This is a genomic window from Pseudomonas sp. P42, assembly GCF_017973755.1.
Classification (GTDB): domain Bacteria; phylum Pseudomonadota; class Gammaproteobacteria; order Pseudomonadales; family Pseudomonadaceae; genus Aquipseudomonas; species Aquipseudomonas iridis.
The window spans coordinates 324,357-351,114 of the sequence record NZ_JACOPU010000002.1 but is presented as its reverse complement, the minus strand read 5'-3'; the positions used below and the strand labels follow the sequence as shown (position 1 = coordinate 351,114).

Sequence of the window (26,758 nt, the reverse complement as noted above, 5' to 3'; positions counted from 1 at the left end):
TTCAACTGCGCTATAGCCTTGTCGACCATTTGGGCTCCTCCGTGATGGAACTCGATGAGCGCGCAAAAACCATCAGCCACGAAGGCCACTACCCGTTTGGCGCCACCGCGTGGCTGGCCGCGAAATCGGCGATTGAGGTCAGCTACAAGTTCGCGCGTTATAGCGGTAAGGAAATGGATATCAGCGGTTTGTATTACTACGGTGAACGGTATTAAGCGCCCTGGTTACAACGCTGGATAAATCCCGATCCGTCAGGCTCGATAGACGGCCTGAACCTTTACTGCATGAAGGGGAACGACCCGATCAACTTTATCGATAGGCAAGGGACGACGAGGACAGCGGCGCAAACAGTGATCCTTACAATAACTCCTGATCCCTCGACGCCCCCGGAATCAGTGAGTAATCCTCGCGACAATCCGCCTCCACTGCCGCCACCTGAACCCAGTAAACCCTGGAAACTGAGGGCCCGGGACACCGCCCGCAACGCCGCTAATTCGAGAGTAGGTCTGGCACTGCTTCCACCCGGTGGATCATCGCCGGCCACTGGAGCCATGGTTACAGCAATGGTTGCCAGTGTTGGGCAGGTCGTCGTGCATTCCACACTCTTTAATCCAGGCTGGTCCCCTCCCGGAAGCTGGGATCCGGCAACCGGTGGCGGCTTGCCGCCTGCAGAAGTCACTCAGGATGCCAACCGACTGTTCAATCAAATCAACGTCGCTGCCACCCTTGCCGCCACGTTGGCAGGAGTGGTGATGGGACCGATAGTGGGAGGTTATGTCGACGACTTGAGAGACACCCAAAATATAAGAGCAAAGACCGCCAAGGCAGACAAAATGATCGACAGGATCGACAGTCTGATTGCCGAACACGGCGTGATGGACCAGGTATTCAGGAAGGCGCAAAACGCACTGCGTGATCAGGTGCTGGAAGTTGAAGAGCTGACGGGGATTACCTGGGACTCCATGAATCAGCTGGAAAAAACAGGCCGATTACGACCTCTGGACAGCGCTGTCGACGTGTCCACGCAAACTGTAGCCGTTGATCGACAAGTACGTTTGCGCGTCCCGATGAAAGCGCGCAAATCAGCCAAGCGCTGAGGGCTACAGAAGTTTCAGTGATCTTGTTTCTTGCGACTGGCGCCATGCTATGGTGCCCGCCCGACTCCTACCTTGCTCGCCCCCGTATGCCGCCGACTTCCCGTACCCTGCGTCTGTCGTTGTATACCCTGCTGATCATCGCCGGTGCGGCGCTTGCCGCAACGCTTGCCATCCGCCACGCCGAACGTCAGGCGCTGGAAGAAGACGCGGCCCGGGCCAACCAGCAACTGGCGCTCTATGCCAATTCGCTGCACACCCTGATCGACCGCTATCGCGCCCTCCCCGCCGTCCTGGCCCTGGACCCGCAATTGCGCTCGGCACTGGCCGGCCCCGTTGATGCCGAGTTACAAACGGCACTGAATCTGAAACTGGAAAAGATCAACGGCGCGGCGCAGTCCTCGACCCTTGAACTGCTCGATCACACCGGCCTCGCCGTCGCCGCCAGCAACTGGCGTCTGCCCAGCAGCTATGTCGGCCACAATTATGGCTTTCGACCGTACTTCAGCCAGACCCGCACCCAGGGCACCGGGCGTTTTTACGCGGTGGGCGTGACCAGCGGAATTCCCGGTTACTTTCTCTCCAGTGCGGTGCTGGGCGACAACGACCAGTTCCTCGGGGCGATGGTGGTCAAACTGGAGTTTCCCGAACTTGAGCGGGAATGGAGCCAGGGCAACGACACCTTGCTGGTCAGCGATGCGCGCGGAATCATTTTTATCGCCAACCAGCCTGGCTGGCGCTATCGCTCGTTGCGCCCCTTGAGTGTCAGCGATCAGGCCGAAATCAAGACAACGCGTCAGTACGACAAACAGTCGCTGACGCCACTGACTCATCTGTCGCTGCGCCGTTTCGATGACAACAGCGATCTGCGCCGCGTCGAAGGCCCGCAAGGGACGGCGGACTATCTGTGGGAGTCGCTGCCACTGACCACCAAAGGCTGGACCCTGCATCTGCTGCGCCGCCCGCAAGTGGCTTTCGAAGACCTGCGCAACGCCGGGCTCGCTGCCGCTGGCGTATGGCTGGCGCTGGTGTTTTTGTTGCTGTTCCTCAATCAGCGCTGGCGCCTGTCGAAGGTCCGTCAACGCAACCGCGAAGAACTCGAGCAACTGGTCGAAGAACGCACCCGCGAACTGCGCACTGCGCAAGAAGGCCTGGTGCAGTCAGCAAAACTCGCCGCTCTCGGCCAGATGTCCGCCGCCCTGGCCCATGAAATCAACCAGCCGCTGACCGCTCAGCGCATGCAACTGGCGACTTTGCGCCTGCTGCTCGACCATGGCCGCGTCGATGACGCCTACAAGGCCCTGAAACCGGTGGACGAGATGCTCACGCGCATGGCCGCCCTCACCGGTCACCTGAAAACCTTCGCACGCAAGAGCCCCGGTGGTTTGCGCGAGCGTCTGGATCTGGCGACGGTGGTCGATCAATCCCTGCAATTGCTCGACGCGCGCCTGCGTGACGAACAGGTCAGCCTGGTGCTGCACCTGACCCGCCCGGCGTGGGTGCGCGGTGATGCGATCCGTCTCGAACAGGTGTTGATCAATCTGCTGCGCAACGCCCTCGATGCCATGCAGGGCAAACCGTGCAAGCGCCTGGAAATTCGTCTGCAAGCCGACGAGCAATTGTGGCGTCTGAGCGTCAGCGATAATGGCGGCGGCATTGCCGAAGAACATCTGGGCCAGGTGTTCGACCCGTTCTTCACCACTAAACCTGTAGGGGACGGCCTCGGCCTGGGGCTGGCGGTATCCTTTGCCATCGTGCACGAATCCGGCGGTCGTCTGAGCGTCGAGAATGGCGACAGCGGTGCGACGTTCATCCTGACTTTGCCGATTGATCTGGAGGCACACAACTGATGCTCAACTCGGTGATGGTGGTCGATGACGAAAGCAGCATTCGCAGTGCCGTCGAACAGTGGCTGAGCCTGTCGGGATTCAAGGTGCAACTGTTCAGCCGCGCCGAAGAATGCCTCGCCGCCCTGCCCGCGCACTTTCCCGGGGTGATCCTCAGCGACGTGCGCATGCCTGGCCTTAGTGGCCTGGAACTGCTGGCCGAGGTGCAGCGCCGCGACGCCGATCTGCCGGTGATTCTGCTCACCGGTCATGGCGATGTGCCGATGGCGGTCGAAGCGATGCGCGACGGTGCCTACGACTTTCTGGAAAAACCGTTCAGCCCGGAGACCTTGCTAGGCAGCCTGCGCCGGGCGCTGGAGAAACGCCGACTGGTCCTGGAAAACCGCGCCCTGCACGAGCAGGCCGACAACCGCGCCAAACTCGATTCGACGTTGCTCGGCGTGTCCCGTGGCTTGCAGACGTTGCGCCGGCAGGTATTGGATCTGGCAGCGTTGCCGGTCAATGTGTTGATCCGGGGCGAGACCGGCAGCGGCAAGGAACTGGTTGCGCGTTGCCTGCATGACTTCGGCCTCCGGGCGGACAAACCGTTCGTGGCACTCAACTGCGCGGCGATCCCTGAACAGCTGTTCGAAGCCGAACTGTTCGGCCATGAGAGCGGCGCGTTTACCGGTGCCTCCGGCAAGCGCATCGGCAAGCTGGAATACGCCGACGGCGGCACGCTGTTTCTCGATGAAATCGAAAGTATGCCGCTGGCCCAGCAAGTGAAATTGTTGCGGGTATTGCAAGAGCAGAAGCTTGAGCGACTGGGGTCGAACCAGAGCATTCGCGTGGATTTGCGGATTGTCGCGGCGACCAAACCCGACTTGCTCGACGAGGCGCGTGCCGGGCGTTTCCGCGAAGACCTCGCGTATCGCCTCAACGTTGCCGAGCTGCGTTTGCCGCCGCTGCGCGAACGCCGCGAAGACATTCCGTTGCTGTTCGAATCATTCGCCCAAAGTGCGGCGCAGCGCCTGGGCCGCAGCTTCCCACCGTTGACGGCTGCACAGTTGAGTCATCTGCTCTGCCATGACTGGCCGGGCAATGTGCGCGAACTGGCGAACGTCGCCGAACGACAGGTGCTGGGCCTGGATGAACCGGCACCGGGAATTGATCCGGGGCAGTCGCTGGCGGCGCAGCAGGAAGCTTTCGAGGCGCAGTGCTTGCGCGCGGCACTGACGCGGCACAAGGGTGATGTGAAAGCGGTGCTTGAAGAGCTGCAACTGCCGCGGCGCACTTTCAATGAAAAGATGCAGCGACATGGGTTGAGCCGGGAGATGTTTTTGCTGGAGTGAATGCGGCCCGGGATTTTCGGTGTGGCTGAAACCCGGCCCCTCACCCCAGCCCTCTCCCAATGGGAGAGGGCGAAAGTTAGCCGATTTGTGTTGATTGGGAATCTGCATTCACCTTCGAAATTTCAGGTCGGCGCTGGTCGCACAAACACCTCGGTCAGTCCCCTCTCCCTCTGGGCGGTCCGACGTTTAGGGAGGGTTAGGGTGAGGGGCTTGTGATCTTCGCTGCAGTAAGCGGAAATCCGCTCAAGCGCTCCACACCATAAGCAACAATCCGCTCAATCAATCCCGCCAGCCCTTCTAAACCGCCCCTCTCCCCGTTGGCACAGCTCCTGCTATAGCCCCCGCAGGCTGCGTTTTAACGCGCTCCACAAAAACAATTAAACGAAGGATCCTTCAATGGATAACTCCAACGCCCTGCCACTTGGGTCGGCTGCCGCGCCGGCCAAAGAAAGAACCACCGCCAGCCGGATCAAATCGATCTTCAGCGGTTCCGTTGGCAACATGGTCGAGTGGTACGACTGGTACGTCTATGCCGCCTTCTCGCTGTATTTCGCCAAGAGCTTTTTCCCTGCTGGCTCCTCCACCGCACAATTGATGAACACCGCTGCGATCTTCGCCGTGGGCTTCCTGATGCGCCCGATCGGTGGCTGGCTGATGGGCCTGTACGCTGACAAAGTAGGGCGCAAGAAAGCGTTGATGGCCTCGGTGTACCTGATGTGCTTCGGCTCGCTGATCATCGCGTTGAGCCCCAACTACGCCACCATCGGCATCGGCGCACCGATCCTGCTGATCTTCGCCCGTCTGTTGCAAGGCCTGTCGGTCGGCGGCGAGTACGGCACCTCCGCAACGTACCTGTCGGAAATGGCGACCAAGGACCGTCGCGGCTTCTTCTCCAGCTTCCAGTACGTGACCCTGATTTCCGGCCAGCTCATCGCCCTCGGCGTATTGATCGTGCTGCAACAGACACTCACCACCGAGCAGTTGTACGCGTGGGGCTGGCGCATTCCGTTTGCCATCGGCGCGCTGTGTGCAGTGGTCGCGCTGTACCTGCGTCGCGGCATGGAAGAAACCGAGTCGTTCACCAAGAAAGAGAAGTCCAAGGAAAGCGCAATGCGCACCTTGATGCGTCACCCCAAGGAACTGGCCACCGTGGTTGGCCTGACCATGGGCGGTACGCTGGCGTTCTACACCTACACCACCTACATGCAGAAGTACCTGGTGAACACCGTCGGGATGAGCATCTCCGATTCGACAACCATTTCTGCCGCCACGCTGTTTTTGTTCATGTGCCTGCAACCGATCATCGGTGGCCTGTCGGACAAGATCGGTCGTCGTCCGATCCTGATCGCCTTCGGTGTGCTGGGCACGATTTTCACCGTGCCGATCCTGATGACTCTGCACACCATCCAGAGCTGGTGGGGCGCGTTCTTCCTGATCATGGCGGCGCTGATCATCGTCAGCGGGTACACCTCGATCAACGCGGTGGTCAAAGCCGAGCTGTTCCCGACTGAAATCCGCGCCCTGGGCGTCGGCCTGCCCTACGCACTGACCGTGTCGATCTTCGGCGGCACCGCCGAATACATCGCGCTGTGGTTCAAGAGCATCGGCATGGAAACCGGTTACTACTGGTATGTGACGGCGTGCATCGCTGTGTCGTTGCTGGTGTACATCACCATGAAGGACACCCAGAAGCATTCGCGGATCGTCACTGACTGATTGACTGACTGAACGTCACGCAAGATCAAAAGATCGCAGCCTTCGGCAGCTCCTACAGGAGTTGTCGGAGGCTGCGATTTTTTGTTTCCGGCGATTAATCACCGGTTAATTCTGCCTCGGCATCCTGTGCCTACCTGATCGATTACCTGCGCGACGTTCGCTCCTGATGATGGAAGCCATTAAATGCGCCGCCCTTAATATCAAGTTAATCGATAGTTTTTAGCATTATTTTGCGCTTTTTAATCAATTTAGTTGGCGTAGCATGAAACCCATGCAAGACACACCCGCCAACGAATCTGGAGTAACCAACATGAAAACCAAACTGATCCTCGCCCTGACCCTGTCCGTACTGGCCGCCAACACCTTTGCTGCCGACGGTTTTGATCGCACTGGCTCGGCCGTTGCCGCCGATGGTTACGACCGCACAGGTTCCGCCACTGTTGCTGCTGACGGTTACGACCGCACCGGTTCCGCCACTGTCGCTGCTGACGGTTACGACCGCACCGGTTCCGCCACTGTTGCTGCTGACGGTTACGACCGTACTGGTTCCGCCACTGTTGCTGAAGATGGCTATGACCGGACTCAATCCGCTTCCATCAGTTAAGCGCCGCTGTACAGCGCACAGCCCGGCTTCGGCCGGGCTTAGTCATTTCTGGGGGATGGCAATTTTATGAAATCACTGGAGAACCTGTGGGAGCTGGCTTGCCAGCGATGGCGGACTGCCAGTCGACATTAACGCCGCATGAAAAAATGCCATCGCTGGCAAGCCAGCTCCCACAGGTTGCTCATTAAATGGAATATCTGTGGCTGACTGGAAATTGCCTCAATGTGCTTGCACTATTAGCCGCCAGCCCCAGCCCCTCAGGAACACACGCCATGCCCGATGACATCCACTTCTACGAACCCGCCAACGGCCACGGCCTGCCGCACGATCCGTTCAACGCCATCGTCGGCCCGCGTCCCATCGGCTGGATTTCCTCGCAGGATGCCAACGGCCAGTTGAACCTGGCGCCGTACAGCTTCTTCAACGCGTTCAACTACATTCCGCCGATCATTGGCTTCTCAAGCGTCGGGCGCAAAGACAGCCTCAACAACATCGAGCAGACCGGCGAATTCGTCTGGAACCTCGCCACTCGCCCGCTGGCCGAACAGATGAACCAGAGCTGCGCGATGGTCGCGCCAGAGGTCAACGAATTTGAACTGGCAGGCCTGACGACCGTGGCGTCGAAAGTGATTTCAGTGCCACGCGTCGCCGAAAGCCCGGTGTCCTTCGAGTGCAAGGTCACGCAGATCATTCAATTGCAGCGCGCTGATGGCGAGACAGTACCGAGCTGGCTGATCCTCGGCGAAGTGGTCGCCGTGCATATCGCCAAGTGGCTGTTGAAAGACGGGGTCTACGACACCGCCGCGGCAGAACCGATTCTGCGCGGCGGCGGGCCGGCGGATTATTTCCAGTTGGGACCTGAAGCCCTGTTCAAAATGTGGCGTCCGGGCGCGGCGAAGTAACCAATTACCAGATCAACTCGGCGTCTTCGGTGACGCCCTTGAGGCGGTCCAGCTCATTGATGGCCGCCTCATCGGCCGCGATGGCGCCGGGGAACACCTGATCTTCCAGCAGTTTATGAAAACGTGGCGCACCGCCGTCGATCAGGGCCTTGACCGCGATTGCCGCGTAATAGCCCTTGTTGCCACCCAGCTCGACGGGGACAACTGCGGATACTGCTTCGAAGTGTTCGAACTCTTTACGTGCCATGTCGCAAGTCCTGGCTCAGTCAATTAAGCCGGACATTAAACCCTCAACCGACGAGTTTGTGTATCGGTGCTGAACACTGGCCGAGCGCCTGCGCCGCCGAGACATCCTTGAAGGTGTGGAAATCCAGACTGTTGACCACCAGTTCCTGCACCAGCTCGGCGAAGATTTCCATCGCCGGACTGTTGAAGTAAGCGGTCATCATCTGCTGATTGCTCCAGAAGCCGGAGACCAGCCACAACTCGGGGTCACACTGCGAATGCTGCAAGGCAAAGCTCAGGCAACCGGGGGCGGCACGAGAAGGATCGATCAACGCGCTCAGGCGTACACCGAGTTCGGCCGAGCGTCCGGTGCGCGCTCGTACGAAGGCCATATGACTGACGGGAATCTGCTTGGACATGTTCAACCCTCCCAGGGAGTTGCGTGGCAGCCGGGGGGAGGCTGCGACAGGATCCAAGGTTAAGGCGCGGGCGCGAGGTGCCGTTAGTCGATTCCTGCCGCCCTGTTGCACAATCCTGCGAAAGTACTTGCAACACCGTCACACAGGCTTTGTGCAGGAGCTGCCGAAGGCTGCGATCCTTTGACCTTTAAAAATCAACAGATCGCAGCCTTCGGCAGCTCCTACAGGGTTCGACGACAAATCAACGCCGCGCCCCCGTGCAGAATCAGGCAAGCATTTGGCAGGATGTGTCTACCGCTGGCGCTTGCACAAACATATGCTCTGCTCCATTCCCCCTCCCTTGCCGAGGATGCCGTGCATGACGTCATTCGATCGTTTTCAAGCCGAACCCAGTGCTGACATGGAAAAGCAGCGTGCGGAACTGGCGGCGATCATCCGCCGCAACACCACCGACGATGGCAGCTATCAGACCGCTGTCGGTTCGCTGTTCATGTCGCGCCACACCCGATCCCACGACTTCGCCCCGGTGCTCGCGCAACCGGCGCTGTGCATCATGGCGCAAGGGCGTAAAGAGGTGCGGCTGGCCGATGAGTTCTTCAATTACGACCCGCTGAATTACCTGGTGGTCTCGGTTTCGATGCCGTTGAGCGGGCGAGTGGTTAACGTGTCGCCTGAAGAGCCGATCCTGGCCGTACGCCTGGATATCGACCCGGCAGAAATCACCGCACTGATCGCCGACGCCGGCCCCATGGCCGTGCCGACCCGGCCGACCGGGCGCGGCTTGTATGTCGAGAAAATCGACAGTGCGATGCTCGATGCGGTGCTGCGTCTGGCGCGTTTGCTCGATGCACCGAAAGACATCGCCATGCTCGCGCCGCTGATTCGCCGGGAGATTCTCTATCGCCTGTTGCGCAGCCCGCAGGGTCATCGCTTGTATGAGATCGCGATTGCCAACAGCCAGAGCCATCGCATCAGCCAGGCGATCAAGTGGCTCAACGGCAACTTCGAACAGCCGCTGCGTATTGATGATCTGGCCAAAGAAGTGAACCTCAGCGTCTCGACCTTGCATCACCGTTTTAAAGCGATGACAGCGATGAGTCCGCTGCAATATCAGAAGCAGTTGCGCCTGCAAGAGGCGCGGCGCTTGATGCTGGCCGAGGGGCTGGAGGCTTCCGCGGCGGGGTATCGGGTGGGGTATGAAAGCCCGTCGCAATTCAGCCGTGAATACAGCCGATTGTTTGGGGCGCCACCGTTGCGGGATCTGGCGAGGTTGCGGCTTTCGGTGTGACCGTTGGAAGCCCCTCACCCTGGCCCCTTCCTGGAGGGAGAGGTCTAGGGCGGGCGGCGTTCCGATGAGGGCCAGCTGTTAAACCGCCCGAATCACATGCTTGATCTCCTGAAACGCAGCCAACCCCCAAGGCCCCAATTCACGACCGATGCTGCTCTGTTTGTAACCGCCCCACGCAGCTTGCGGGAAAATCACCTGCGGTGCATTGAGCCAGACCATCCCCGCCTCCAAGGCATTGGCCACTCGATCCGCCGTGTCAGCATCACGGGTCACCACACTGGCGACCAGACCGAACTGACTGTCGTTGGCCAGCGCGATTGCCTCGGTTTCATTGCTGAAACTGCGCACACACACCACCGGTCCGAAAATCTCTTCGCACCACAGCGCACTGTCCAGCGGCACGTCAGTGAACACGGTCGGCTGCAAGAAATATCCACGCGGCAAATGCTCAGGACGATTGCCGCCGCAGAGCAACTTCGCGCCAGCACTCAGCCCACGATCAATATGCCCAAGCACTCGCTGGTATTGCGCCTGATTGACCAGTGCGCCCATTTCTACTTCCGGGTCGAACGGATCGGCCACGCGAATCGCTTGTGCACGTTTTTGCAGGCGAATGAGGAATTGTTCCTCCAACTCTTCGGCGACCAGCACGCGACTGGTGGCCGAGCACATTTGCCCGGCGTTGAAGAACGCGCCGCCGCAGGCCAGTTCAACTGCCAGCTCAATGTCAGCATCCGCCAACACCAGCAGCGAGGATTTACCGCCCAACTCCAGGCTCACGCCCTTCACGGTTTCGGCGGCCCTCTGCATCACCTGCACACCAACCGCATTGCTGCCGGTAAAGGAGATTTTGGCGATACGCGGATCTGCCGACAGCGGCGCCCCCACCGCCAGACCGGTGCCGCAGACCAAATTGAACACACCGTTCGGCAACCCGGACTCAGCAATGATCGCCGCCAGTTCCAGCTCCGGCAACGGCGTGACTTCCGATGGTTTGAGCACCACGCAGCAACCGGCGGCCAAGGCTGGCGCAAGTTTCCATGCCGTGGTGACCATCGGAAAATTCCACGGCACGATCAACCCGACCACACCGCACGGTTCGCGGCGCAGACGTGCGCTGAAATCATCGCTGGGCAGCCGCACGTTGCTGTCCTGTTGCGCATCGAGGCCTTCGGCGAGTTCGGCGTAGTACTCGAACGTGGCGATCACGTCATCGACGTCGATGGCCGCTTCGAATAGCGGTTTGCCATTGTTGCTCGACTGCAATGTCATCAAGTGCTCGCGACCGTCGCGCACGCCGTTGGCGATGTTGCGCAGGATCGCGCCGCGCTCGGCGCCCGTGGTTTGCGACCAGCTCTTGAAGGCTTCAGTTGCCGCGCTGACGGCTTGATCGACTGCGCGTTCGTCACCGCCGATAACCGTCGTCAGCAGCGCCTCAGTGGCCGGGTTGATCACCCGCAGATGTTCGCGACCGGCGGACCAGTGGCCGTTGATGTAGAGGCCGTCGAGTGTGGTGGGGAAATTCATCATTGGGCCACCGCCTGCATCCATTGGTTCTGGTCGATTTCAATCACCGTCGGGCCTTGGCGATCGGTTGCAGCCCTGAGTGCGCCACGCAACTGTTCAACCGAGCTGATCGCTTCGGCCGCACATCCCAGGGCCTTGGCCACACCGATGAAGTCCGGGGTGTAGATGTCGACGCCAACCGGCTCGATGGCGCGATTGACCATGTACTTCTTGATCTCCTCGTAGCCCTGGTTATTCCACAGCAGGACAATCACCGGGGTGCGTGCTTCAACGGCGCTGGCCAGTTCCGGCAGGGTGAATTGCAGGCCACCGTCGCCAATCAGGCACACCACTGGCGGGCGAGCCCCGCTCTCGGTGCTGCCGCCGAGCCACGCACCGATGGCCGCAGGCAGTGCGTAACCGAGGGTGCCGTAACCGGTCGACGAGTTGAACCAGCGACGCGGGCGCTCCGGGTTGAACGTGAGGTTGCCGGTGTACACCGGTTGCGTGGAATCGCCGACAAACACCGCGTCCGGTAATTCGTGCAGCACGGTTTCGAGGAAACGCGTCTGGGCCCGCGTCGGTGCGTCCCAGGTGGCGGCCAGATCATCGCGCAGACGCCCAGCACGAACCTGACCCCAATCGCTGCTGCGCTCGGCCAGTGGTTTGTGCGACAGCGCACTCAGCAATGCTTGCGCGGCATTGCGCGAGTCGGCGACCAGGGCGACATGCGGCGGATAGTTGCGCACGGTCTGGTCGGCGTCGATATCGATGCGCAGCAGCTTGCCGGGAATCTCGAAGCCACCGGCGAAAGTGACGTCGTAATCGGTCTCGGCCAGTTCGGTGCCGATCGCCAGAACCACATCGGCATCGGCGACCAATGCGCGGGTGGCGACCAGGCTTTGCGTCGAGCCGATCAGCAGCGCGTGACGGGACGCCAGCATGCCTTTGGCGTTGATGGTCAGCGCCACCGGAGCGTCGAGCAACTCGGCCAATTCGGTGAGTTCGGCGGCGGCATCAATGGCGCCACCGCCGGCAAGAATCAGCGGACGTTTGGCGCCGGCCAGCAGCTCGGTCATGCGGCTCACGGCCGTTGGAGCAGCACCCGCGCGGTCGATGCTGACCGGGACGCTGGCAAGCAGTTCATCAGCCTCTTCTACCAGCACATCCAATGGAATTTCGATGTGCACCGGACGCGGACGGCCGGCCTGGAACAGCGCGAAGGCGCGAGCCAGGACGCCGGGCAATTCCGACGCCGACATCAGCGTATGAGAGAACGCGGCAACGCCGCCGACCAGTGCGCTCTGGTTCGGCAGTTCGTGGAGTTTGCCGCGACCGCCGCCCAACTGACTGCGCGATTGCACGCTGGAGATCACCAGCATCGGAATCGAGTCCGCATAGGCCTGGCCCATGGCGGTGGTGATGTTGGTCATGCCCGGGCCGGTAATGATGAAGCACACCCCCGGTTTGCCGCTGGTGCGCGCATAGCCGTCAGCCATGAATCCGGCGCCCTGTTCATGCCGAGGGGTGACGTGGTTGATGCTCGAACTGGCCAGCCCGCGATACAGCTCCACGGTGTGCACCCCGGGAATGCCGAACACCTGCTCGACCCCGTAACCTTCGAGTAACTTGACCAGTACTTCGCCACACGTCGCCATGTCATTGCCCTTCTTGTTTGATCGATACGCCGAACTGCATGTGGGAGCGAGCCTGCTCGCGAAAGCGGTGTTTCAGTCACAGGGTTACTGAATGTGAAACCGTATTCGCGAGCAGGCTCGCTCCCACATTGATTCGGGGGAATGGGCTCATTGAACGGTCGGCAGGTAGCGGCAACAATCGATTAAAAGTCATACTAGCCATGTCCTCAGGTCATAGCTTGGATCCACATGAAACGACTGCCGCCCCTGCCCGCCCTGCACACGTTCTGGATCACCGCCCAGTGCTGCAACTTCACCCGGGCTGCCGAGCAGTTGCACATCACGCAGGGTGCAGTCAGCCGACAGATCGCCGGGCTGGAAGAGCACTTGGGTTATCCGCTGTTCATCCGCCTGGCCCGAGGGTTGAAGCTGACAGCTGAAGGTCGGGAATGGATGTTGCGCGCGCAACAGATGTTCGGCCTGCTTGGCGAGGCCGTTGAGCAGATCGGCGTGCGCCGTCAGACCCTGCAACTCAAGGCGCCGAGTTGTGTGATGCGCTGGCTTTTGCCACGGTTGCTGCAATGGCAGAAGGAGCGCCCGGACGTGCCGGTGAAACTGACCGCGTCTTTGCAACATGGCGTCGACTTTCAACGTGAGCAGTTCGACGCGGCGGTGATTTATGGAACACCGCCAGACAACTCGCCGGGGGCGTTGCATCTGTTCGATGAACAACTGACGCCGGTCTGTTCGCCACTGCTGCTCAAAGGCTCGCCGGCGCTGAAGACACCCGTCGACCTGCAACAACATCTGCTGCTGCATCCGACGCACGATGTGCAGGACTGGTCGGTGTGGCTGAGCGCCGCCGCACTTCAATTGAACAATGTCAGCAGCGGTCAGCATTTTGAAACGCTGGATCAGGCGATGTCGATGGCGTCCCACGGGACAGGGGTGGCAATCGGTGATTGGTCACTCATCGGTGATGACCTGCACGCGGGAAGACTGGTGATGCCGTTTGAGCTAAAGGTGAAGACCGGGCTGGCTTACTACCTGGTGGTGCCGCAGGGCGGGGAAACTTCGCCGCCACTTGAGGAGTTGATGCTGTGGCTGGTTGAGCAGGCGCACACCCGCTGAACACCTCGTCAAACCAGGAACCCTAATCCCCTGTAGGAGCTGCCGCAGGCTGCGATCTTTTGACTTTTGTTTTTAAAAGACAAGATCAAAAGATCGCAGCCTTCGGCAGCTCCTACACGGGATGTGTGTGTGGGTTCAGAAGCCGACAACACGGGGAATGTGCTTCGGTTCAGAAGCCGACAGCACGGGGCTGTGCGTCGGTTTAGTAGCCGACAGTAAACCGCTGACGCGAATGCTTCGGTGTTTCCACCTCGTCGATCAGCGCAATCGCGTAATCGGCAAAAGTGATCCAGCTCCGCCCCTCTTCACTCACCAGCAAATGGTCCCGGCCGACGCGGAACTTGCCGCTGCGCTCACCTTCGACAAACTCCGCCGACGGTGAAAGGAAGGCCCAGTCCAGATCCTGCTCCTGGCGCAACGCCTCAAGAAACGCAGCACCGGCACTGGCCTCGGTTTTGTACTCCGCCGGGAAACCTGCACTGTCGATCACCCGAGTGTTGTCCGGCAGCAACAGCGAGCCGGCACCGCCGACCACCAACAAGCGTTTCACACCCGCCTGCTTCACTGGCCCGACAATGGCGCTGGCCGGCACCGTGGCGAAATGCGCGGCGGTGATCACCACATCGTGTCCCGCCACCGCATCTTGCAGCGCTGCTGAATCCAGCACATCGACATTCTTGCTGACCACACCGACACGCGAACCGATCTTCGATGTATCGCGGGCAATGGCAGTGACGCTATGACCGCGACGCAGGGCTTCTTCCAGCAGTTGGCTACCGGCACGACCGGTGGCACCAATGATTGCGATTTTGCTCATGACATTCTCCAGTTGGCTTGAGAGTGCTGCTTGTTCAGAATCGGGTTACCACTGCATCTCACCCTTGGCGACTTTCGCGCTCAGTTCCAGCGAGCTTTCCTCGCCCAGCGTCGGGTAGCGCTTTTTCATCGCGGCGATCAGTGCGGCGGAGTCCTTGGCTTTGGCGGTTTCTGCGTCGAACGCTTTAATGTAGTCGGCGGTGAATTTAACGCTCGCCAGCGAACGGCTGCCATCACCCAGGTAATGTCCCGGCACCACGGTTTTCGGTTTCAGGGTTTCGATCGAGTGCAACGTTGCCAGCCAATCTGCGTGGGATTGCGCGGTCTGGGTGTCGGCCATCCAGACGTGGATGTTCTCGGCGACGACCACGCCACCGACCACGGCCTTGAGCGACGGAATCCATACGAAGCTGCGATCCGGTTGTTTGCCGTCCAGCCCGATCACCTGCAACTTCTGCCCTTCGAGCATCAGGCTGTCGCCCTTGAGGACGCCCGGCACGATGGTTTTGGCAGGGACGTCGGCGCCCATTTTCGGGCCCCAGAACGCGAGTTTTCCTTCGACGGTTTTGTTGATGTGATCGACCGTCGGCTGCGAGGCCAGCACCTTGGCGTCAGGGAAGGCTTTGGTCAGGGTATCGAGGCCGAAGTAGTAATCCGGATCACCGTGGCTGATGTAAATGGTGGTCAGGTGCTTGCCGCTGGCGCGGATCTTTTCCACCACCTGTTCAGCCTGGGATTTGCCGAACTGCGCGTCGACCAGAATGGCGTCTTTCTCACCGCTGACCAGTACCGAGGTCACCGGGAAGATTGCCTGGGTGCCCGGGTTATAGACATCAAGGGTCAGGTTGGCAGCGGCCGCGTGGGCGGCGAAGCCGAGGGAGGCCGTGGCGAGTAAAACGCGTTTGATTGTGGTGAAGCCGATCATCTGTTGCTCCAGTGTCCGAAATGCCGTGTCTGGCGATGGGACAGAGCTTAGTTGCCTGAGTCAGTACAAAAAATGCGATGCTTGAACATAGTTTGTTTCTGAAAGCGGGCAAATCATGGATCGTCTCCAAGCAATGCGAGTATTCGTCACGGTAGTGGATCTGGGCAGCCAGTCGGCCGCCGCCGATCATCTGGACCTGTCGCGCCCGGTGGTCTCGCGTTATCTGGCAGAATTGGAAGACTGGGTCGGTGCACGCTTGATGCACCGCACCACGCGCAAATTGAGCCTGACCGCTGCCGGCAGTGAAATCCTGCCGCGTTGCCGGCAGATGATCGAACTGTCCAGCGACATGCAAGCCGCCGTCAGCGAACCCGACGATGCGCCGCGCGGGTTGCTGCGGATCAGCGTCAGCACCTCGTTCGGCCAGGCGCAACTGGCCGATGCGATGGCGGCTTACGTCAAGCGCTATCCGGGCGTGAGCATTGACCTGCAGATGCTCGATCGCACGGTGAATCTGGTGGATGAACGGATCGACCTGGCGATTCGCACCAGCAATGATCTGGACCCCAACCTGATTGCCCGGCGCCTGACGGTGTGCCGTTCGGTGGTCTGCGCGACCCCGGCGTATCTGCGCGAAAATCCGCCGCCACAGCGCGTCGAAGAGCTCAGCCGGCACAACTGCCTGACCCACTCGTATTTCGGCAAGAGTCTGTGGCACTTCGAGGAGGACGGCGAGCAGGTGTCCGTGCCGGTGCAGGGCAACATCAGCGCCAACGAGGCCAGCACGCTGTTACGCGCGACCCTGGCCGGCGCCGGGGTGGCGATGCTGCCGACGTATCAGGCCGGGGGGCATATTCATGCGGGTGAATTGATTCGGCTGCTGCCTCATGCCGAGCCGCGCCAGATGAACATCTACGCGGTCTATGCCTCACGCAAGCACATGCCGACGGCGTTGCGCAGTCTGCTGGATTTTCTGGTGGTGAGGTTTCCCGAGAGTCCTGAATGGGATGTGGGCCTCTAAACCCATTTCCCACAGGGATCCATCACTGTTCTGAATGTCGCGTTACATGTGCCATCGCGCTAGCTGGCAAGTCCTTGGCGCTGACCTATGCTGAAAGTAATACCGCAGAGTATTCGTTCAGAGGTCGAACACCATGAACATCAAAACAAGAAGGTACTGCGCGATTTTCATCACCTGCGCCGCCACGCTCGCGCTGTATGGCACTGCGGCCTGGCGGGTCGAGCAGCAGCGACAACTGCCCCGTGAATACGCGAGTTGCAACTTCGAGCGCTGCATTCCGCACAATGCCACGCTGAACGCGTTGCGCTGATTCAGCTGACTGGAATGCGATCCTGTGGGAGCTGGCTTGCCAGCGATTGCGGACTCACATTCAACATTGATGTCGACTGAGGCACCGCCATCGCTGGCAAGCCAGCTCCCACAGGTTTTTGCAGCGTTTATGAGGCTACTGCTCGGCTTTTAACCGGTCGCGAAACGCCTTTGGCGATATCCCCACCCGACGCCTGAACAAACGCGTGAAGTTGGTCGGATCGGAAAACCCCAACAATTCAGACATCTCATAAATCGTCATGCTGGTGTAGGTCAGCAAGCGCTTGGCTTCCAGTAACTGACGCTCGTGCATGATCTGCAACGCCGGTTGCCCCGCCAGCTCACGGCATGTGCCGTTGAGGTGCGACACCGAAATGCCTAGCCGATGCGCCAGATCCTCAACCTTCACATGCTGGCGATAAGTCTCTTCCACCAGTTGGATAAAGCCATTGAGGTATTCGCGCTGGCGCTGTGGCCGTTGGCTGGCCTTGTGGCGAACAATTGCCTGACGACTGACCCAAACCATGATCACGCTGACCAGCGCATGCATGAGCATTTCACGCGCCGGTTGATGGCCGTTGTACTCAGCCTGCAACGCTGAAAACAGGCTGTTCAGATAATCGCCATCGTTGCCCGCCGAATAGGCATGCGCCTGCGCCAACGCGTGCACCGCGTCGCCCAGTTGCGCCTGCAAGTGATGGATCAGCGGCGTTGCGAGAGTAACGATGAACCCTTCAACGTCCTCGGAAAAACGAAAGCCATGCACCGACAGCGGCGGCAGGACTTGAATCGCGGGTGTTTCGAGCTGCGTGCGCTGGCCTTCGATTTCAAGCTCTGCCTGACCTTTGAATACGAAGAGCAACTGACACAAATCGGCGTGGCGGTGGGGTTTGATTTCCCATTGATGTTCGCGACTGCGTGAGGAAATGGTTTCACAATGCAGCAAGTCAGGGGTCGGCCAGTCCAGGCTTTCACCGTAGAGCTTGAACACTGGAATCGAAGGCAGCTCGGGCTTGTTCATCACTTCAATCCAGGCCTCTTGTGTTGCGGGCGATAATCGCCCCGATTGGCAGAATGTACAGGTATCGGCTCAGTTTTCACCTTCAATTGACAGACCCGCAAGGGAAAAATGCAAGCACTCGATCCATAAAAATCATTCACCGGCGAATGTCGCGTGAAGCTTGCGAGTCATAAAAACAATGAAAACGCTAAAAACCCAAGTCGCCATCATCGGCGCCGGTCCGTCCGGATTGCTCCTCGGCCAACTGCTGCATAACGCCGGCATCGATACCCTCATCATCGAGCGTCAGACACCTGACTATGTGCTCGGGCGGATCCGCGCCGGTGTGCTTGAACAAGGCATGGTAGAGCTGTTGCGTGAGGCGGGCGTCGGTCAACGAATGGATGCCGAAGGGTTGGTGCACGGAGGGTTCGATCTGGCTTTGAACGGGCGCCAGGTGCACATCGATCTGCATGCTTTGACCGGCGGCCAGAGCGTGATGATCTACGGCCAGACCGAAGTCACCCGCGACCTGATGGCCGCTCGTCGGGAGGCGGGGGCGACGACGATTTACGCTGCGAGCGATGTCGTTCCTCACGGCATGAAAAGCGACGAAGCTTTTGTCACCTTCGAAAAGGATGGCGAAACCTGGCGTGTCGATTGCGATTACATCGCCGGTTGCGACGGTTTCCACGGTGTCGCCCGCCAGTCGATTCCGGCTGATTGCCTGAAGGTGTTCGAGCGGGTGTATCCATTCGGCTGGCTGGGGATTCTTGCCGACACTCCGCCCGTGCATGACGAGCTGGTCTACGCCCGCCACGAGCGGGGTTTTGCCCTGTGCAGCATGCGCTCGGCGACTCGCACCCGGTATTACCTGCAAGTGCCCGCAGACGAAAACGTCGACGACTGGTCCGATCAGCGCTTCTGGGATGAACTGAAACGTCGCTTGCCCGCAGAGCTTGCAGAGAAACTGGTCACCGGCCCGTCGATTGAAAAAAGCATCGCGCCGCTGCGCAGTTTTGTCGTCGAGCCGATGCAGTACGGGAGGATGTTTCTGGTCGGCGACGCCGCGCACATCGTCCCGCCCACCGGTGCCAAGGGTTTGAATCTGGCGGCCAGCGACGTCAGCACACTGTTCAACATTCTGCTGAAGGTCTATCGCGACGGTCGCACGGAGCTACTGGAGAAATACTCCGAGATCTGTCTGCGCCGGGTGTGGAAGGCCGAGCGTTTTTCCTGGTGGATGACCTCGATGCTGCATCGCTTCGACGATCACGATGCTTTCAGCCAACGCATCAGCGCCTCGGAACTGGACTACTTCGTCAGTTCAGAAGCCGGCCGAAAAACCATTGCAGAAAATTACGTCGGACTTCCGTACGAGGCTATCGAATAGCCTGCTATCGACTTACACTGGCGAGCATCCCCCGCTCGCCAGCGGGTTCATCTCTGCCCGCAGGTTCTGTCCGTGTCCAATCTCAACCAGCCTGAAACGCCCAAACCGGCCATTCGCAGCGTGCTGGTCGCGCTGATGATGGCGATTTTTCTGGGTGCGCTGGATCAGACCATCGTTGCCGTGTCGATGCCGGCCATCTCCGCACAGTTCAAGGATGTCAGCCTGCTGGCCTGGGTGATTTCCGGGTACATGGTGGCGATGACCGTTGCGGTGCCGATCTACGGCAAGCTCGGCGATCTGTACGGGCGGCGCAAACTGATGCTGTTCGGCATGGGCCTGTTCACACTGGCTTCGCTGTTTTGCGGCATGGCCCAGAGCATGGAACAACTGGTGCTGGCGCGGATCCTTCAGGGGATCGGTGCGGGCGGGATGATCTCGGTCAGCCAGGCGATCATCGGCGACATCGTGCCGCCGCGCGAACGCGGCCGCTATCAGGGTTACTTCAGCAGTATGTACGCCGTCGCAAGCGTCGCCGGTCCGGTGCTGGGCGGCTACATGACCGAGTACCTGTCATGGCGCTGGGTGTTTCTGATCAACCTGCCGCTGGGCCTCGGGGCCTGGTGGGTGGCCAATCGCAATCTGCGCGGGCTGCCGATTCCGCAGCGCAAACCGATCATCGATTACCTCGGCACAGTACTGATGATCATTGGCCTGACAGCGTTGTTGCTTGGCATCACGCAGGTCGGTCAGGGCCATTCGTGGCGCAGCAGCGAAGTGCTGGGGTTGTTCGCTTGTGCGGTCGTGGTGTTGGCGATTTTCGTCTGGCACGAGCGTCGCGCACGGGAGCCGCTGTTGCCGATGCATTTGTTCGCCAACCGTAATGCGTTGCTGTGCTGGTGCACGATTTTCTTTACCAGTTTCCAGGCGATTTCGCTGATCGTCTTGATGCCGCTGCGCTTTCAAACCGTCACCGGTGCCGGCGCCGACAGCGCCGCGCTGCACTTGCTGCCGCTGGCCATGGGGCTGCCGATCGGGGCGTTTTTTGCCGGCCGGCGCACGTCCATCACCGGGCGCTACAAACCGCAAATTCTGACGGGTGCGATCCTGATGCCGATCTCGATTGTCGGCATGGCGTTCAGCCCGCCCGAGGCGACGCTGATGAGCGGGTTGTTCATGGTACTCAGCGGTATTGCCGGCGGCATGCAGTTCCCGACTTCATTGGTCGGCACGCAGAACTCGGTGGAGCAACGCGACATTGGCGTCGCCACCAGCACCACCAACCTGTTCCGTTCGCTGGGCGGCGCGGTGGGCGTGGCGTTGATGTCGGCGCTGTTGCTTGCATTGCTGCAGGATTCGAATTTCGCCCATTTGGCGAGCAGTTCGCTGATCAACGAGGGACATTCCGGCAACGTGCTGCTGGACGGTTTGAACGCGGCGCCGGGTGATGCACAGAACGCCTTGCGCGCGGAGCTTGCGGTGACCTTCCGGCATTTGCTGTGGGTCAGCGCGGCGGTATCGCTACTGGGGCTGGCGGCGGCGATTGCGATGCCGAACAACCTGCTGCGCGGGCGTGAGCACGGCGTCCGCTAACAGCAAAGATCGCATCCTGCGGCAGCTCCTACAGGGAGTTTCGGTAAACACTGCCCCCTTGTAGGAGCTGCCGCAGGCTGCGATCTTTTGACTTTCAAGGACTGTAATACCCCACCGCCACCAGAAAATGCCCGACCTTCTTCAGGTACGCATGCTTGTCTTCAATCTTGCCGGTCACAGGGTTCTTCCAGCGGTATTCGTATTCGCCGTCATCCTGCTTGCCAATCAGCGCCAGAATCGGCTCGCCCACCGGCTTGCCCTCCGGGTCCTTGATCTTGCCGAAGTCGGTATTGATCAGGCGCAGATTGGTGCCGTGGGCGACATAGCGCTGGGTATTCAGATCGACCACGAACACATACAGGTCATCCTGCAGATAGCCGCCCTTGAGCGAATTGATCGCCGTCAGCGTGCCTTTTTCGTCTTTGCCAAGATCGGTGGCGGCTTTGTCGAGCAACGCCTTGGCTTGTTCTGCCGACGCACGGGGCAGGTAGTAACCGACCGCGAGGATGCGCTGGCCGATGCGCTGATAAAACACGTGCTTGCGTTCGACCTTGCCGTCGGACCAGTTCTGCCAACGGTATTCGGCTTGCTGAATGCCGTTGCCTTCCGGTACCCGCAACGCTTCCTTGAAGGCTTTTTGCAGATCAGGACCGAGCACTTCACTGACATTGCGGCCGATCAACGCCGATGACGGGCCGCCACTGGCAAGCATCACGCCTTGGGTGTCGAGCACAAACACGTAGCGGTCCTTGTCGACAAACTCGCCCTGGCGACTGAACGCGGCGAACGCCTTGTCACCGTTGTCGTGGTAATAGGCCAGTGCTTTTTCCAGCAGGGCAATAGCCGCCTTGCTGTCATCCTTCTCCGTCGTTGCGGCGCTGGCTTGTCCCAACCCCACTAACAGCATCACGCCGAGCCAGGCCACTTTATGCAAAAACCCCATGACGCATCCCTCGTTCTTGTTGGTGTTACAAGAGCGTAGACGGGTTGGGGTTATGTATGGATATTCAGAATGATGCAGGGGATTGCAGAGCCCAGTGCGGTGAGGGGACAACTCCATCACCGCAAGGGCTCTTCCGGCATTTGATCAAGCGTTACGGCCGCGCATTGATCTGCTGCTGCAGGTTCTGGATCTGCGCCGACAGCGTGTTGAGGTTGCGGGTCATCTGGCCACGAAACGCATCGAACTCGGCGGTGTTGCCGCCACCCTGTGGCGTGGCCGGACGGTTGTCCTGCATGCTTTTGAGGACGACGATCTCCTGCGCCAGACGATCAATCTCGGCGCTCGGGTTACCCTGCTTCTTCAACGCCGCGATATCCGCGCCAAGGCTCTTGAACTGCGCATCGAAAGCCTTTAGTTGAGCGTCGACCTTACTGGTGTCGGCCGGCGTGCTTTTAATGGTTGCCAGCTCTGCACCCAGGGCTTTTACCTGCGCTTGCAGTTGAGTATTGGCAGCCTGCTGCTCGGTGGTCTGGGCACCCATCTGCGCCAGACGCTTGTCCAGATCACTGGCCTGCCCCGCCACACCCTGCTGCTGTTTGCTTTGATCGAGCAGCTTGCCCTCCAGCTGTTTGATCTGCAGCTTCAAGGCTTCGCTGTCGGTGCTGACGTTGGTCTGGCTGGCGACGACCTTGCCGGAAATATCCTGCAAGCGCCCCGCCGCTTCCTCGCTGATCCGCGCGAAACTTTCCTGGGTGGCCACCAGTTGCTGTTCCATCAGCGAGATCTGCTGAAAACTCCACCATGCCAAGCCGATGAACGCGAAGAACAGTGCGCCAACCAACGCCCAAAGCGGCCCGGTGCTGGCGGCCTTGACCTTGACCACCGGCGGTGTACGCGAGTGCACGGTGGTGCGGGAAGTGGTCGGAATGTCATCGTCGTCGAAGGTGTCGGCACGCAGGCTCGGTACATCATCGAAATCGTCGTGGGCATCATTACGCATGGACATTGAGGCAACCTTTGTGAATCGCGGTGATGGCTAAATGCTGCGAAGTATAACCGCGCAGCCGCTGGGATTGACCCTCAAGCGGCGATGCGGTTCATTGCCGGCCGGCCGATTGGTATCCACGCGTTTCAGCGAATGTCCTGGGCTTTCCACCAACCGCAGAACTCGTCGAGGGCCGTCCACAGGCTGACTTTCGGATCGTAGTCCAGATAATGCCGTGCGCGGCTGATGTCGAGGGTGAAGTTTTTCTTCATGACCTGCATACCCAAGCGCGACAGCGTCGGCTCGGGACGCCCCGGCCAGAGTTTGCAGGCACCTTCATTCAGCGCTGCAGCGCTGTAGGCCAGAGCGTAGGACCGGTATCTGGTGACCTGTGGAACGTCCATTTTGCGCATCACGTAATTGACCACATCCCACAACGGCACTGGCGCGCCGTTGCTGATGTTGTAGGCCTTGCCCAGCGCGGAGCCGGCCGCCAGCAGACTGCTGAGCAGCGCTTCGTTGAGGTTGTGCACGCTGGTGAAATCGACCTTGTTCAGGCCGTTGCCGATGATCGCCAGACGGCCCTTGCGCTGCATGTTCAGCAGGCGCGGAAAAATGCTCATGTCGCCGGCGCCAGTCACGAAGCGCGGGCGCAGGGCGATGGTTTCCAGGCCGAATTCCTGTGCGCCGAAGACTTTTTGCTCGGCCAGGTACTTGGTCGCGGCATAGGGATGCTTGAAGCGTTTGGGCACCTGCTCTTCAGTCAGGCCCAGGTGATCGCGACCATCGAAATAAATCGATGGCGAGGACAAGTGCACGAGACGGCGCACCCGTTGTTTCAAGCACGCTTCGACGACGTTCTCGGTGACCTGCACATTGCCCTGATGGAAGTCTTGATAACGGCCCCACAATCCGACGGCGCCAGCACAATGCACCACGGCCTCGACGTCGGCGCAGAGGTCGCGCACCAGTTGCGGATCCGTCAAATCACCCGGGACGAACTCGGCACCACGACGCACCAGATGCTCGACGCTTTCGGCCCGGCGCCCGTTGACCCGCACATCCAGGCCCTGCTCAAGGGCGAAACGCGCAAAGCGCCCGCCAATGAAGCCGCTTGCGCCGGTGACCAGAATTTTCATGTAGAGCTCCAACAAAACCAGCTGCGAGCTTCAAGCTTCGAGCTGCAAGATAAAAACAGTGCGCAAGCTTCACTTGTCGCTTGCAGCTTGACGCTTACAGCTGCTTCAAGGGCACGAGCCATTGCGCTGAAGAACGTACCAATTGCTCGGTCAGCAAGCCCAGCAGTTGACCGCCATTGCGCCAATGATGCCAGTACAACGGCACATCGATCGGTTTATCTGGCAACAGTTCGCGCAATACGCCGCGTTGCAATTGCTCACGCACTTGCAGTTCCGGCACCAAGCCCCAGCCCAGACCGGCCTCAGTCAGCCGGATAAAACCTTCGGAGGACGGGCACAAATGGTGCTCGAAGCCGCCATCCACACCCAGCGATGCCAGATAGCGATGTTGAAGGAAATCGTCCGGGCCAAACACCAGCGCCGGGGTGCGCGGCAGTTGTTCAGCGCGCACGCCATCGGGGAAATGCCGCTCGATGAACGCCGGGCTGGCCAATGCGCGATAGCGCATGGCGCCGAGCAAGACACTGCGCGCGCCTGCTACCGGACGTTCGCTGGCGCATAGGCAAGCGGCCACTTCACCGGCGCGCATGCGTTTGAGGCCGACGGTCTGGTCTTCGACGATCAGATCGAGCAACAGATGTTGTTCGGCGCAGAAATCCCCCACCGCTGACGCCCACCACGTGGCGAGGCTGTCGGCGTTGAGGGCAATACGCAGGCGTTCCGGCAGCCCTTCTTCATCCAATGCAGGCACGAGGGTCTGCAAGTCGCGCTCAAGCAAGCGTACCTGCTGTACATGGTTGAGCAGACGCCGGCCTATCTCGGTGGGCGCCGGCGGTGTGCCGCGCACCAGCACCGGTTGGCCGACCCGCGCTTCCAGCAGTTTGATGCGCTGCGAGATCGCCGATTGCGACAAACCCAGCACCTGCGCTGCGCGTTCGAATCCAGCCTGCTCGACCACGGCGGCCAGAGCGGAAAGCAATTTATAGTCGAACATCAGTTTTCCTAATGAGCGATCAGCATTATTGGTTTTTCTTATACAGCTTTCGACCGGACAATAGCCAGCAAGCACTCTTTATCAAGGACTACCCCAATGGCTGGCGAAACTTCACTCAAGACCTTGCTGCGCAGCATGAGTCCGCAACTCAATGCCGGCGAATACGTGTTCTGCACCCTGCGCGACAGCCAGTTGCCGAGTGGTCTGGAGATTGTCGGCAGCTTTCGTGAACAGGAAGGGCTGACCGTGATTCTCGAACGTTCTCACGCCGAGCAGGCCGGTTTCAGCTTCGACTATGTGGCCGCATGGATCACCCTCAACGTGCATTCGGCGCTGGAAGCAGTCGGTCTCACCGCCGCGTTCGCCACCGCACTGGGCACGGCCGGCATCAGTTGCAACGTGATCGCCGGTTACTACCACGATCATTTGTTTGTCGGCCAGGCCGACGCCGAACGCGCCATGCAGGTGCTGCGCGATCTCGCAGCCAACGCGGAGTGAATCTTATGTGGCAAAGCTATGTGAACGGTTTGCTGGTGGCGTTGGGGCTGATCATGGCAATCGGCACGCAAAACGCTTTTGTCCTTGCGCAAAGCCTGCGACGTGAACACCACCTCCCGGTGGCGGCGCTGTGCGTGGTGTGCGATGCGCTGCTGGTGGCGGCCGGGGTTTTCGGTCTGGCGACGATTCTGGCGCAAAGTCCGACGCTGCTGGGGATCGCCCGCTGGGGCGGCGCGACCTTCCTGATCTGGTACGGCAGCCAGGCACTGCGCCGGGCGTTCTCGAAGCAAAGCCTGGATCAGGGCGGGAACCAGACCGTGCGTTCGCTGCGGGCGGTGATGCTCAGTGCGCTGGCGGTGACGTTGCTCAACCCGCATGTTTATCTGGATACGGTGTTGCTGATCGGCTCGCTCGGTGCTCAGCAGTCGGTGCCTGGCGCATACGTGGTGGGCGCGGCGAGTGCGTCACTGCTGTGGTTTTTCACTTTGGCCATGGGGGCTGCGTGGTTGGCGCCCTGGCTGGCTCGACCAGGCACGTGGCGGATTCTCGATCTGTTGGTGGCGGTGATGATGTTCACGGTGGCGGGACAGTTGATACTTGCCTCCTGATTATTCCAAACCGCTCTGGAACCTCTATCCCACACAGTTGTTGCGTGGTTAAGCCGCAACCCCGGTGCTATGATCCGAACCCTGCGCCGCAAAGAGTAAAAACTCGTCGGTGCATTTCTGGCCGCCCGTGATCGGCCTTGCGCTCACCGCAACAGACCTGATTAGGAGAATCATCATGGCTTTCGAATTGCCGCCGCTGCCTTACGCACACGATGCCTTGCAGCCGCACATTTCCAAGGAAACCCTGGAATTTCACCACGACAAGCACCACAACACCTACGTCGTGAACCTGAACAACCTGGTGCCAGGCACCGAGTTCGAAGGCAAGACCCTGGAAGAAATCGTCAAGACTTCCTCGGGCGGCATCTTCAACAACGCCGCTCAGGTCTGGAACCACACTTTCTACTGGAACTGCCTGGCGCCAAACGCTGGCGGTCAACCAACCGGCGCACTGGCTGAAGCCATCAACGCAGCCTTCGGTTCGTTCGACAAGTTCAAGGAAGAGTTCAGCAAAACCTCGATCGGCACCTTCGGTTCCGGCTGGGGCTGGCTGGTGAAGAAGGCTGACGGTTCCCTGGCTCTGGCCAGCACCATCGGCGCCGGCAACCCGCTGACCAGCGGCGACACCCCGCTGCTGACCTGCGACGTCTGGGAACACGCTTACTACATCGACTACCGCAACGTTCGTCCGAAGTATGTCGAAGCGTTCTGGAACCTGGTCAACTGGAAGTTTGTTGCTGAGCAGTTCGAAGGCAAAACCTTCACTGCTTAAGCTGCGCGCCAGATAAAAAACCCGGCCATGGCCGGGTTTTTTTTATGCCTGCGATTTATATAGGA

Annotated in this window: 26 protein-coding genes and 1 pseudogene; 16 read left to right on the top strand and 11 right to left on the bottom strand. The window is 60.0% G+C overall.

Going from position 1 to position 26,758, the window contains the following annotated elements:
• Window positions 1–2 precede the first annotated feature (2 nt).
• From H8B20_RS27775 to H8B20_RS06470, 7 genes and pseudogenes are all read left to right on the top strand, one after another.
• A pseudogene (locus H8B20_RS27775) lies at window positions 3–338 on the top strand (RHS repeat-associated core domain-containing protein); the annotation flags it as partial.
• A gap of 225 nt (window positions 339–563) precedes the next feature.
• Window positions 564–1,097, top strand: a complete 534-nt coding sequence (locus H8B20_RS27770; protein WP_228732676.1) for a hypothetical protein — start codon at window positions 564–566, stop codon at window positions 1,095–1,097.
• An 86-nt stretch (window positions 1,098–1,183) separates the two neighbouring features.
• Entirely contained in the window at window positions 1,184–2,944 is a 1,761-nt protein-coding gene (locus H8B20_RS06490) for an ATP-binding protein (RefSeq protein ID WP_210622671.1), read from the top strand.
• Window positions 2,944–4,272, top strand: a complete 1,329-nt coding sequence (locus tag H8B20_RS06485; protein WP_210622670.1) for a sigma-54-dependent transcriptional regulator — start codon at window positions 2,944–2,946, stop codon at window positions 4,270–4,272. The genes H8B20_RS06490 and H8B20_RS06485 overlap by 1 nt, the downstream gene beginning before the upstream one ends.
• Before the next feature lie 396 nt (window positions 4,273–4,668).
• The gene (locus tag H8B20_RS06480; protein ID WP_042560683.1) at window positions 4,669–5,988 is read left to right on the top strand and encodes an MFS transporter; all 1,320 of its coding nucleotides are present in this window, start codon (window positions 4,669–4,671) and stop codon (window positions 5,986–5,988) included.
• Between the two features lie 310 nt (window positions 5,989–6,298).
• On the top strand, window positions 6,299–6,592 hold the full coding sequence (locus tag H8B20_RS06475) for a hypothetical protein (RefSeq protein ID WP_150592824.1): 294 nt from the start codon (window positions 6,299–6,301) through the stop codon (window positions 6,590–6,592).
• Window positions 6,593–6,864: 272 nt separating this feature from the next.
• A complete protein-coding gene (locus tag H8B20_RS06470) occupies window positions 6,865–7,494 on the top strand; it encodes a flavin reductase family protein (protein WP_042560685.1) in 630 nt (209 codons plus the stop codon).
• A 4-nt stretch (window positions 7,495–7,498) separates the two neighbouring features.
• On the opposite strand, the gene H8B20_RS06465 is transcribed toward H8B20_RS06470, so the two are convergent.
• Window positions 7,499–7,741: a hypothetical protein gene (locus H8B20_RS06465; RefSeq protein WP_210622669.1), complete on the bottom strand. Its 243-nt coding sequence runs from the start codon at window positions 7,739–7,741 to the stop codon at window positions 7,499–7,501.
• A gap of 43 nt (window positions 7,742–7,784) precedes the next feature.
• The gene (locus H8B20_RS06460; protein WP_042560687.1) at window positions 7,785–8,138 is read right to left on the bottom strand and encodes a putative quinol monooxygenase; all 354 of its coding nucleotides are present in this window, start codon (window positions 8,136–8,138) and stop codon (window positions 7,785–7,787) included.
• Window positions 8,139–8,496: 358 nt separating this feature from the next.
• On the opposite strand from H8B20_RS06460, the gene H8B20_RS06455 reads away from it, so the two are divergent.
• Window positions 8,497–9,426, top strand: coding sequence for an AraC family transcriptional regulator (locus tag H8B20_RS06455; protein ID WP_042560688.1), 930 nt, complete (start codon window positions 8,497–8,499; stop codon window positions 9,424–9,426).
• A 78-nt stretch (window positions 9,427–9,504) separates the two neighbouring features.
• Here H8B20_RS06455 and H8B20_RS06450 read toward each other — a convergent pair whose 3' ends face one another.
• Together H8B20_RS06450 and H8B20_RS06445 are read right to left on the bottom strand one after the other, a co-directional pair.
• Complete coding sequence (locus tag H8B20_RS06450; protein WP_210622958.1) at window positions 9,505–10,953, bottom strand: aldehyde dehydrogenase family protein; 1,449 nt, start codon at window positions 10,951–10,953, stop codon at window positions 9,505–9,507.
• A complete protein-coding gene (locus H8B20_RS06445; protein ID WP_210622668.1) occupies window positions 10,953–12,590 on the bottom strand; it encodes a 5-guanidino-2-oxopentanoate decarboxylase in 1,638 nt (545 codons plus the stop codon). Before H8B20_RS06445 ends, H8B20_RS06450 begins: the two co-directional genes overlap by 1 nt.
• A 228-nt stretch (window positions 12,591–12,818) precedes the next feature.
• On the opposite strand from H8B20_RS06445, the gene H8B20_RS06440 reads away from it, so the two are divergent.
• Entirely contained in the window at window positions 12,819–13,700 is an 882-nt protein-coding gene (locus tag H8B20_RS06440; RefSeq protein ID WP_210622667.1) for a LysR substrate-binding domain-containing protein, read from the top strand.
• Window positions 13,701–13,902: 202 nt separating this feature from the next.
• Here H8B20_RS06440 and H8B20_RS06435 read toward each other — a convergent pair whose 3' ends face one another.
• A complete protein-coding gene (locus tag H8B20_RS06435; RefSeq protein ID WP_210622666.1) occupies window positions 13,903–14,517 on the bottom strand; it encodes an NAD(P)-dependent oxidoreductase in 615 nt (204 codons plus the stop codon).
• Window positions 14,518–14,562: 45 nt separating this feature from the next.
• Window positions 14,563–15,441 (bottom strand): MBL fold metallo-hydrolase, encoded by an 879-nt coding sequence (locus H8B20_RS06430; RefSeq protein WP_210622665.1) that lies wholly within the window; start codon window positions 15,439–15,441, stop codon window positions 14,563–14,565.
• A gap of 115 nt (window positions 15,442–15,556) precedes the next feature.
• Here H8B20_RS06430 and H8B20_RS06425 point away from each other — a divergent pair, with 115 nt between their 5' ends.
• Together H8B20_RS06425 and H8B20_RS06420 are read left to right on the top strand one after the other, a co-directional pair.
• Window positions 15,557–16,462: a LysR family transcriptional regulator gene (locus tag H8B20_RS06425; protein ID WP_210622664.1), complete on the top strand. Its 906-nt coding sequence runs from the start codon at window positions 15,557–15,559 to the stop codon at window positions 16,460–16,462.
• Between the two features lie 133 nt (window positions 16,463–16,595).
• Window positions 16,596–16,772, top strand: coding sequence for a hypothetical protein (locus H8B20_RS06420; RefSeq protein ID WP_164488116.1), 177 nt, complete (start codon window positions 16,596–16,598; stop codon window positions 16,770–16,772).
• A 135-nt stretch (window positions 16,773–16,907) separates the two neighbouring features.
• Here H8B20_RS06420 and H8B20_RS06415 read toward each other — a convergent pair whose 3' ends face one another.
• A complete protein-coding gene (locus H8B20_RS06415) occupies window positions 16,908–17,792 on the bottom strand; it encodes a helix-turn-helix domain-containing protein (RefSeq protein WP_042560695.1) in 885 nt (294 codons plus the stop codon).
• A gap of 178 nt (window positions 17,793–17,970) precedes the next feature.
• Here H8B20_RS06415 and pobA point away from each other — a divergent pair, with 178 nt between their 5' ends.
• Both pobA and H8B20_RS06405 read left to right on the top strand, forming a co-directional pair.
• Complete coding sequence (gene pobA / locus H8B20_RS06410; protein WP_200612391.1) at window positions 17,971–19,164, top strand: 4-hydroxybenzoate 3-monooxygenase; 1,194 nt, start codon at window positions 17,971–17,973, stop codon at window positions 19,162–19,164.
• A 72-nt stretch (window positions 19,165–19,236) separates the two neighbouring features.
• Window positions 19,237–20,754: an MDR family MFS transporter gene (locus tag H8B20_RS06405; protein WP_210622663.1), complete on the top strand. Its 1,518-nt coding sequence runs from the start codon at window positions 19,237–19,239 to the stop codon at window positions 20,752–20,754.
• Between the two features lie 94 nt (window positions 20,755–20,848).
• On the opposite strand, the gene H8B20_RS06400 is transcribed toward H8B20_RS06405, so the two are convergent.
• From H8B20_RS06400 to H8B20_RS06385, 4 genes are all read right to left on the bottom strand, one after another.
• Window positions 20,849–21,697: a cache domain-containing protein gene (locus tag H8B20_RS06400; protein ID WP_042560698.1), complete on the bottom strand. Its 849-nt coding sequence runs from the start codon at window positions 21,695–21,697 to the stop codon at window positions 20,849–20,851.
• A 151-nt stretch (window positions 21,698–21,848) separates the two neighbouring features.
• Window positions 21,849–22,703, bottom strand: coding sequence for an ATPase (locus H8B20_RS06395; RefSeq protein ID WP_210622662.1), 855 nt, complete (start codon window positions 22,701–22,703; stop codon window positions 21,849–21,851).
• 125 nt (window positions 22,704–22,828) lie between these two features.
• Window positions 22,829–23,821, bottom strand: coding sequence for an NAD-dependent epimerase/dehydratase family protein (locus H8B20_RS06390; protein WP_042560700.1), 993 nt, complete (start codon window positions 23,819–23,821; stop codon window positions 22,829–22,831).
• A 94-nt stretch (window positions 23,822–23,915) separates the two neighbouring features.
• Window positions 23,916–24,815 (bottom strand): LysR family transcriptional regulator ArgP, encoded by a 900-nt coding sequence (locus tag H8B20_RS06385; RefSeq protein ID WP_047302841.1) that lies wholly within the window; start codon window positions 24,813–24,815, stop codon window positions 23,916–23,918.
• A 96-nt stretch (window positions 24,816–24,911) separates the two neighbouring features.
• Between H8B20_RS06385 and H8B20_RS06380 the strand changes: the two genes are divergently transcribed.
• The 3 genes from H8B20_RS06380 (at window position 24,912) to H8B20_RS06370 (ending at window position 26,693) form a co-directional block, all read left to right on the top strand.
• Window positions 24,912–25,313 carry an ACT domain-containing protein gene (locus H8B20_RS06380; RefSeq protein ID WP_210622661.1) on the top strand — a complete coding sequence of 134 codons (402 nt, stop codon included), beginning with the start codon at window positions 24,912–24,914 and terminating at the stop codon, window positions 25,311–25,313.
• Between the two features lie 5 nt (window positions 25,314–25,318).
• The gene (locus H8B20_RS06375) at window positions 25,319–25,921 is read left to right on the top strand and encodes a LysE/ArgO family amino acid transporter (RefSeq protein ID WP_210622660.1); all 603 of its coding nucleotides are present in this window, start codon (window positions 25,319–25,321) and stop codon (window positions 25,919–25,921) included.
• A 175-nt stretch (window positions 25,922–26,096) separates the two neighbouring features.
• Window positions 26,097–26,693: a superoxide dismutase gene (locus tag H8B20_RS06370; RefSeq protein WP_042560704.1), complete on the top strand. Its 597-nt coding sequence runs from the start codon at window positions 26,097–26,099 to the stop codon at window positions 26,691–26,693.
• Window positions 26,694–26,758: the final 65 nt, after the last annotated feature.

Excerpts from the sequence above, each read along its gene's own strand:
- H8B20_RS27770 (WP_228732676.1), top strand. The coding sequence starts at position 564 with ATGGTTGCCAGTGTTGGGCAGGTCGTCGTGCATTCCACACTCTTTAAT.
- H8B20_RS06490 (WP_210622671.1), top strand. The coding sequence starts at position 1,184 with ATGCCGCCGACTTCCCGTACCCTGCGTCTGTCGTTGTATACCCTGCTG.
- H8B20_RS06485 (WP_210622670.1), top strand. The coding sequence starts at position 2,944 with ATGCTCAACTCGGTGATGGTGGTCGATGACGAAAGCAGCATTCGCAGT.
- H8B20_RS06480 (WP_042560683.1), top strand. The coding sequence starts at position 4,669 with ATGGATAACTCCAACGCCCTGCCACTTGGGTCGGCTGCCGCGCCGGCC.
- H8B20_RS06475 (WP_150592824.1), top strand. The coding sequence starts at position 6,299 with ATGAAAACCAAACTGATCCTCGCCCTGACCCTGTCCGTACTGGCCGCC.
- H8B20_RS06470 (WP_042560685.1), top strand. The coding sequence starts at position 6,865 with ATGCCCGATGACATCCACTTCTACGAACCCGCCAACGGCCACGGCCTG.
- H8B20_RS06465 (WP_210622669.1), bottom strand. The coding sequence starts at position 7,741 with ATGGCACGTAAAGAGTTCGAACACTTCGAAGCAGTATCCGCAGTTGTC.
- H8B20_RS06460 (WP_042560687.1), bottom strand. The coding sequence starts at position 8,138 with ATGTCCAAGCAGATTCCCGTCAGTCATATGGCCTTCGTACGAGCGCGC.
- H8B20_RS06455 (WP_042560688.1), top strand. The coding sequence starts at position 8,497 with ATGACGTCATTCGATCGTTTTCAAGCCGAACCCAGTGCTGACATGGAA.
- H8B20_RS06450 (WP_210622958.1), bottom strand. The coding sequence starts at position 10,953 with ATGAATTTCCCCACCACACTCGACGGCCTCTACATCAACGGCCACTGG.
- H8B20_RS06445 (WP_210622668.1), bottom strand. The coding sequence starts at position 12,590 with ATGGCGACGTGTGGCGAAGTACTGGTCAAGTTACTCGAAGGTTACGGG.
- H8B20_RS06440 (WP_210622667.1), top strand. The coding sequence starts at position 12,819 with ATGAAACGACTGCCGCCCCTGCCCGCCCTGCACACGTTCTGGATCACC.
- H8B20_RS06435 (WP_210622666.1), bottom strand. The coding sequence starts at position 14,517 with ATGAGCAAAATCGCAATCATTGGTGCCACCGGTCGTGCCGGTAGCCAA.
- H8B20_RS06430 (WP_210622665.1), bottom strand. The coding sequence starts at position 15,441 with ATGATCGGCTTCACCACAATCAAACGCGTTTTACTCGCCACGGCCTCC.
- H8B20_RS06425 (WP_210622664.1), top strand. The coding sequence starts at position 15,557 with ATGGATCGTCTCCAAGCAATGCGAGTATTCGTCACGGTAGTGGATCTG.
- H8B20_RS06420 (WP_164488116.1), top strand. The coding sequence starts at position 16,596 with ATGAACATCAAAACAAGAAGGTACTGCGCGATTTTCATCACCTGCGCC.
- H8B20_RS06415 (WP_042560695.1), bottom strand. The coding sequence starts at position 17,792 with ATGAACAAGCCCGAGCTGCCTTCGATTCCAGTGTTCAAGCTCTACGGT.
- pobA (WP_200612391.1), top strand. The coding sequence starts at position 17,971 with ATGAAAACGCTAAAAACCCAAGTCGCCATCATCGGCGCCGGTCCGTCC.
- H8B20_RS06400 (WP_042560698.1), bottom strand. The coding sequence starts at position 21,697 with ATGGGGTTTTTGCATAAAGTGGCCTGGCTCGGCGTGATGCTGTTAGTG.
- H8B20_RS06395 (WP_210622662.1), bottom strand. The coding sequence starts at position 22,703 with ATGTCCATGCGTAATGATGCCCACGACGATTTCGATGATGTACCGAGC.
- H8B20_RS06390 (WP_042560700.1), bottom strand. The coding sequence starts at position 23,821 with ATGAAAATTCTGGTCACCGGCGCAAGCGGCTTCATTGGCGGGCGCTTT.
- H8B20_RS06385 (WP_047302841.1), bottom strand. The coding sequence starts at position 24,815 with ATGTTCGACTATAAATTGCTTTCCGCTCTGGCCGCCGTGGTCGAGCAG.
- H8B20_RS06380 (WP_210622661.1), top strand. The coding sequence starts at position 24,912 with ATGGCTGGCGAAACTTCACTCAAGACCTTGCTGCGCAGCATGAGTCCG.
- H8B20_RS06375 (WP_210622660.1), top strand. The coding sequence starts at position 25,319 with ATGTGGCAAAGCTATGTGAACGGTTTGCTGGTGGCGTTGGGGCTGATC.
- H8B20_RS06370 (WP_042560704.1), top strand. The coding sequence starts at position 26,097 with ATGGCTTTCGAATTGCCGCCGCTGCCTTACGCACACGATGCCTTGCAG.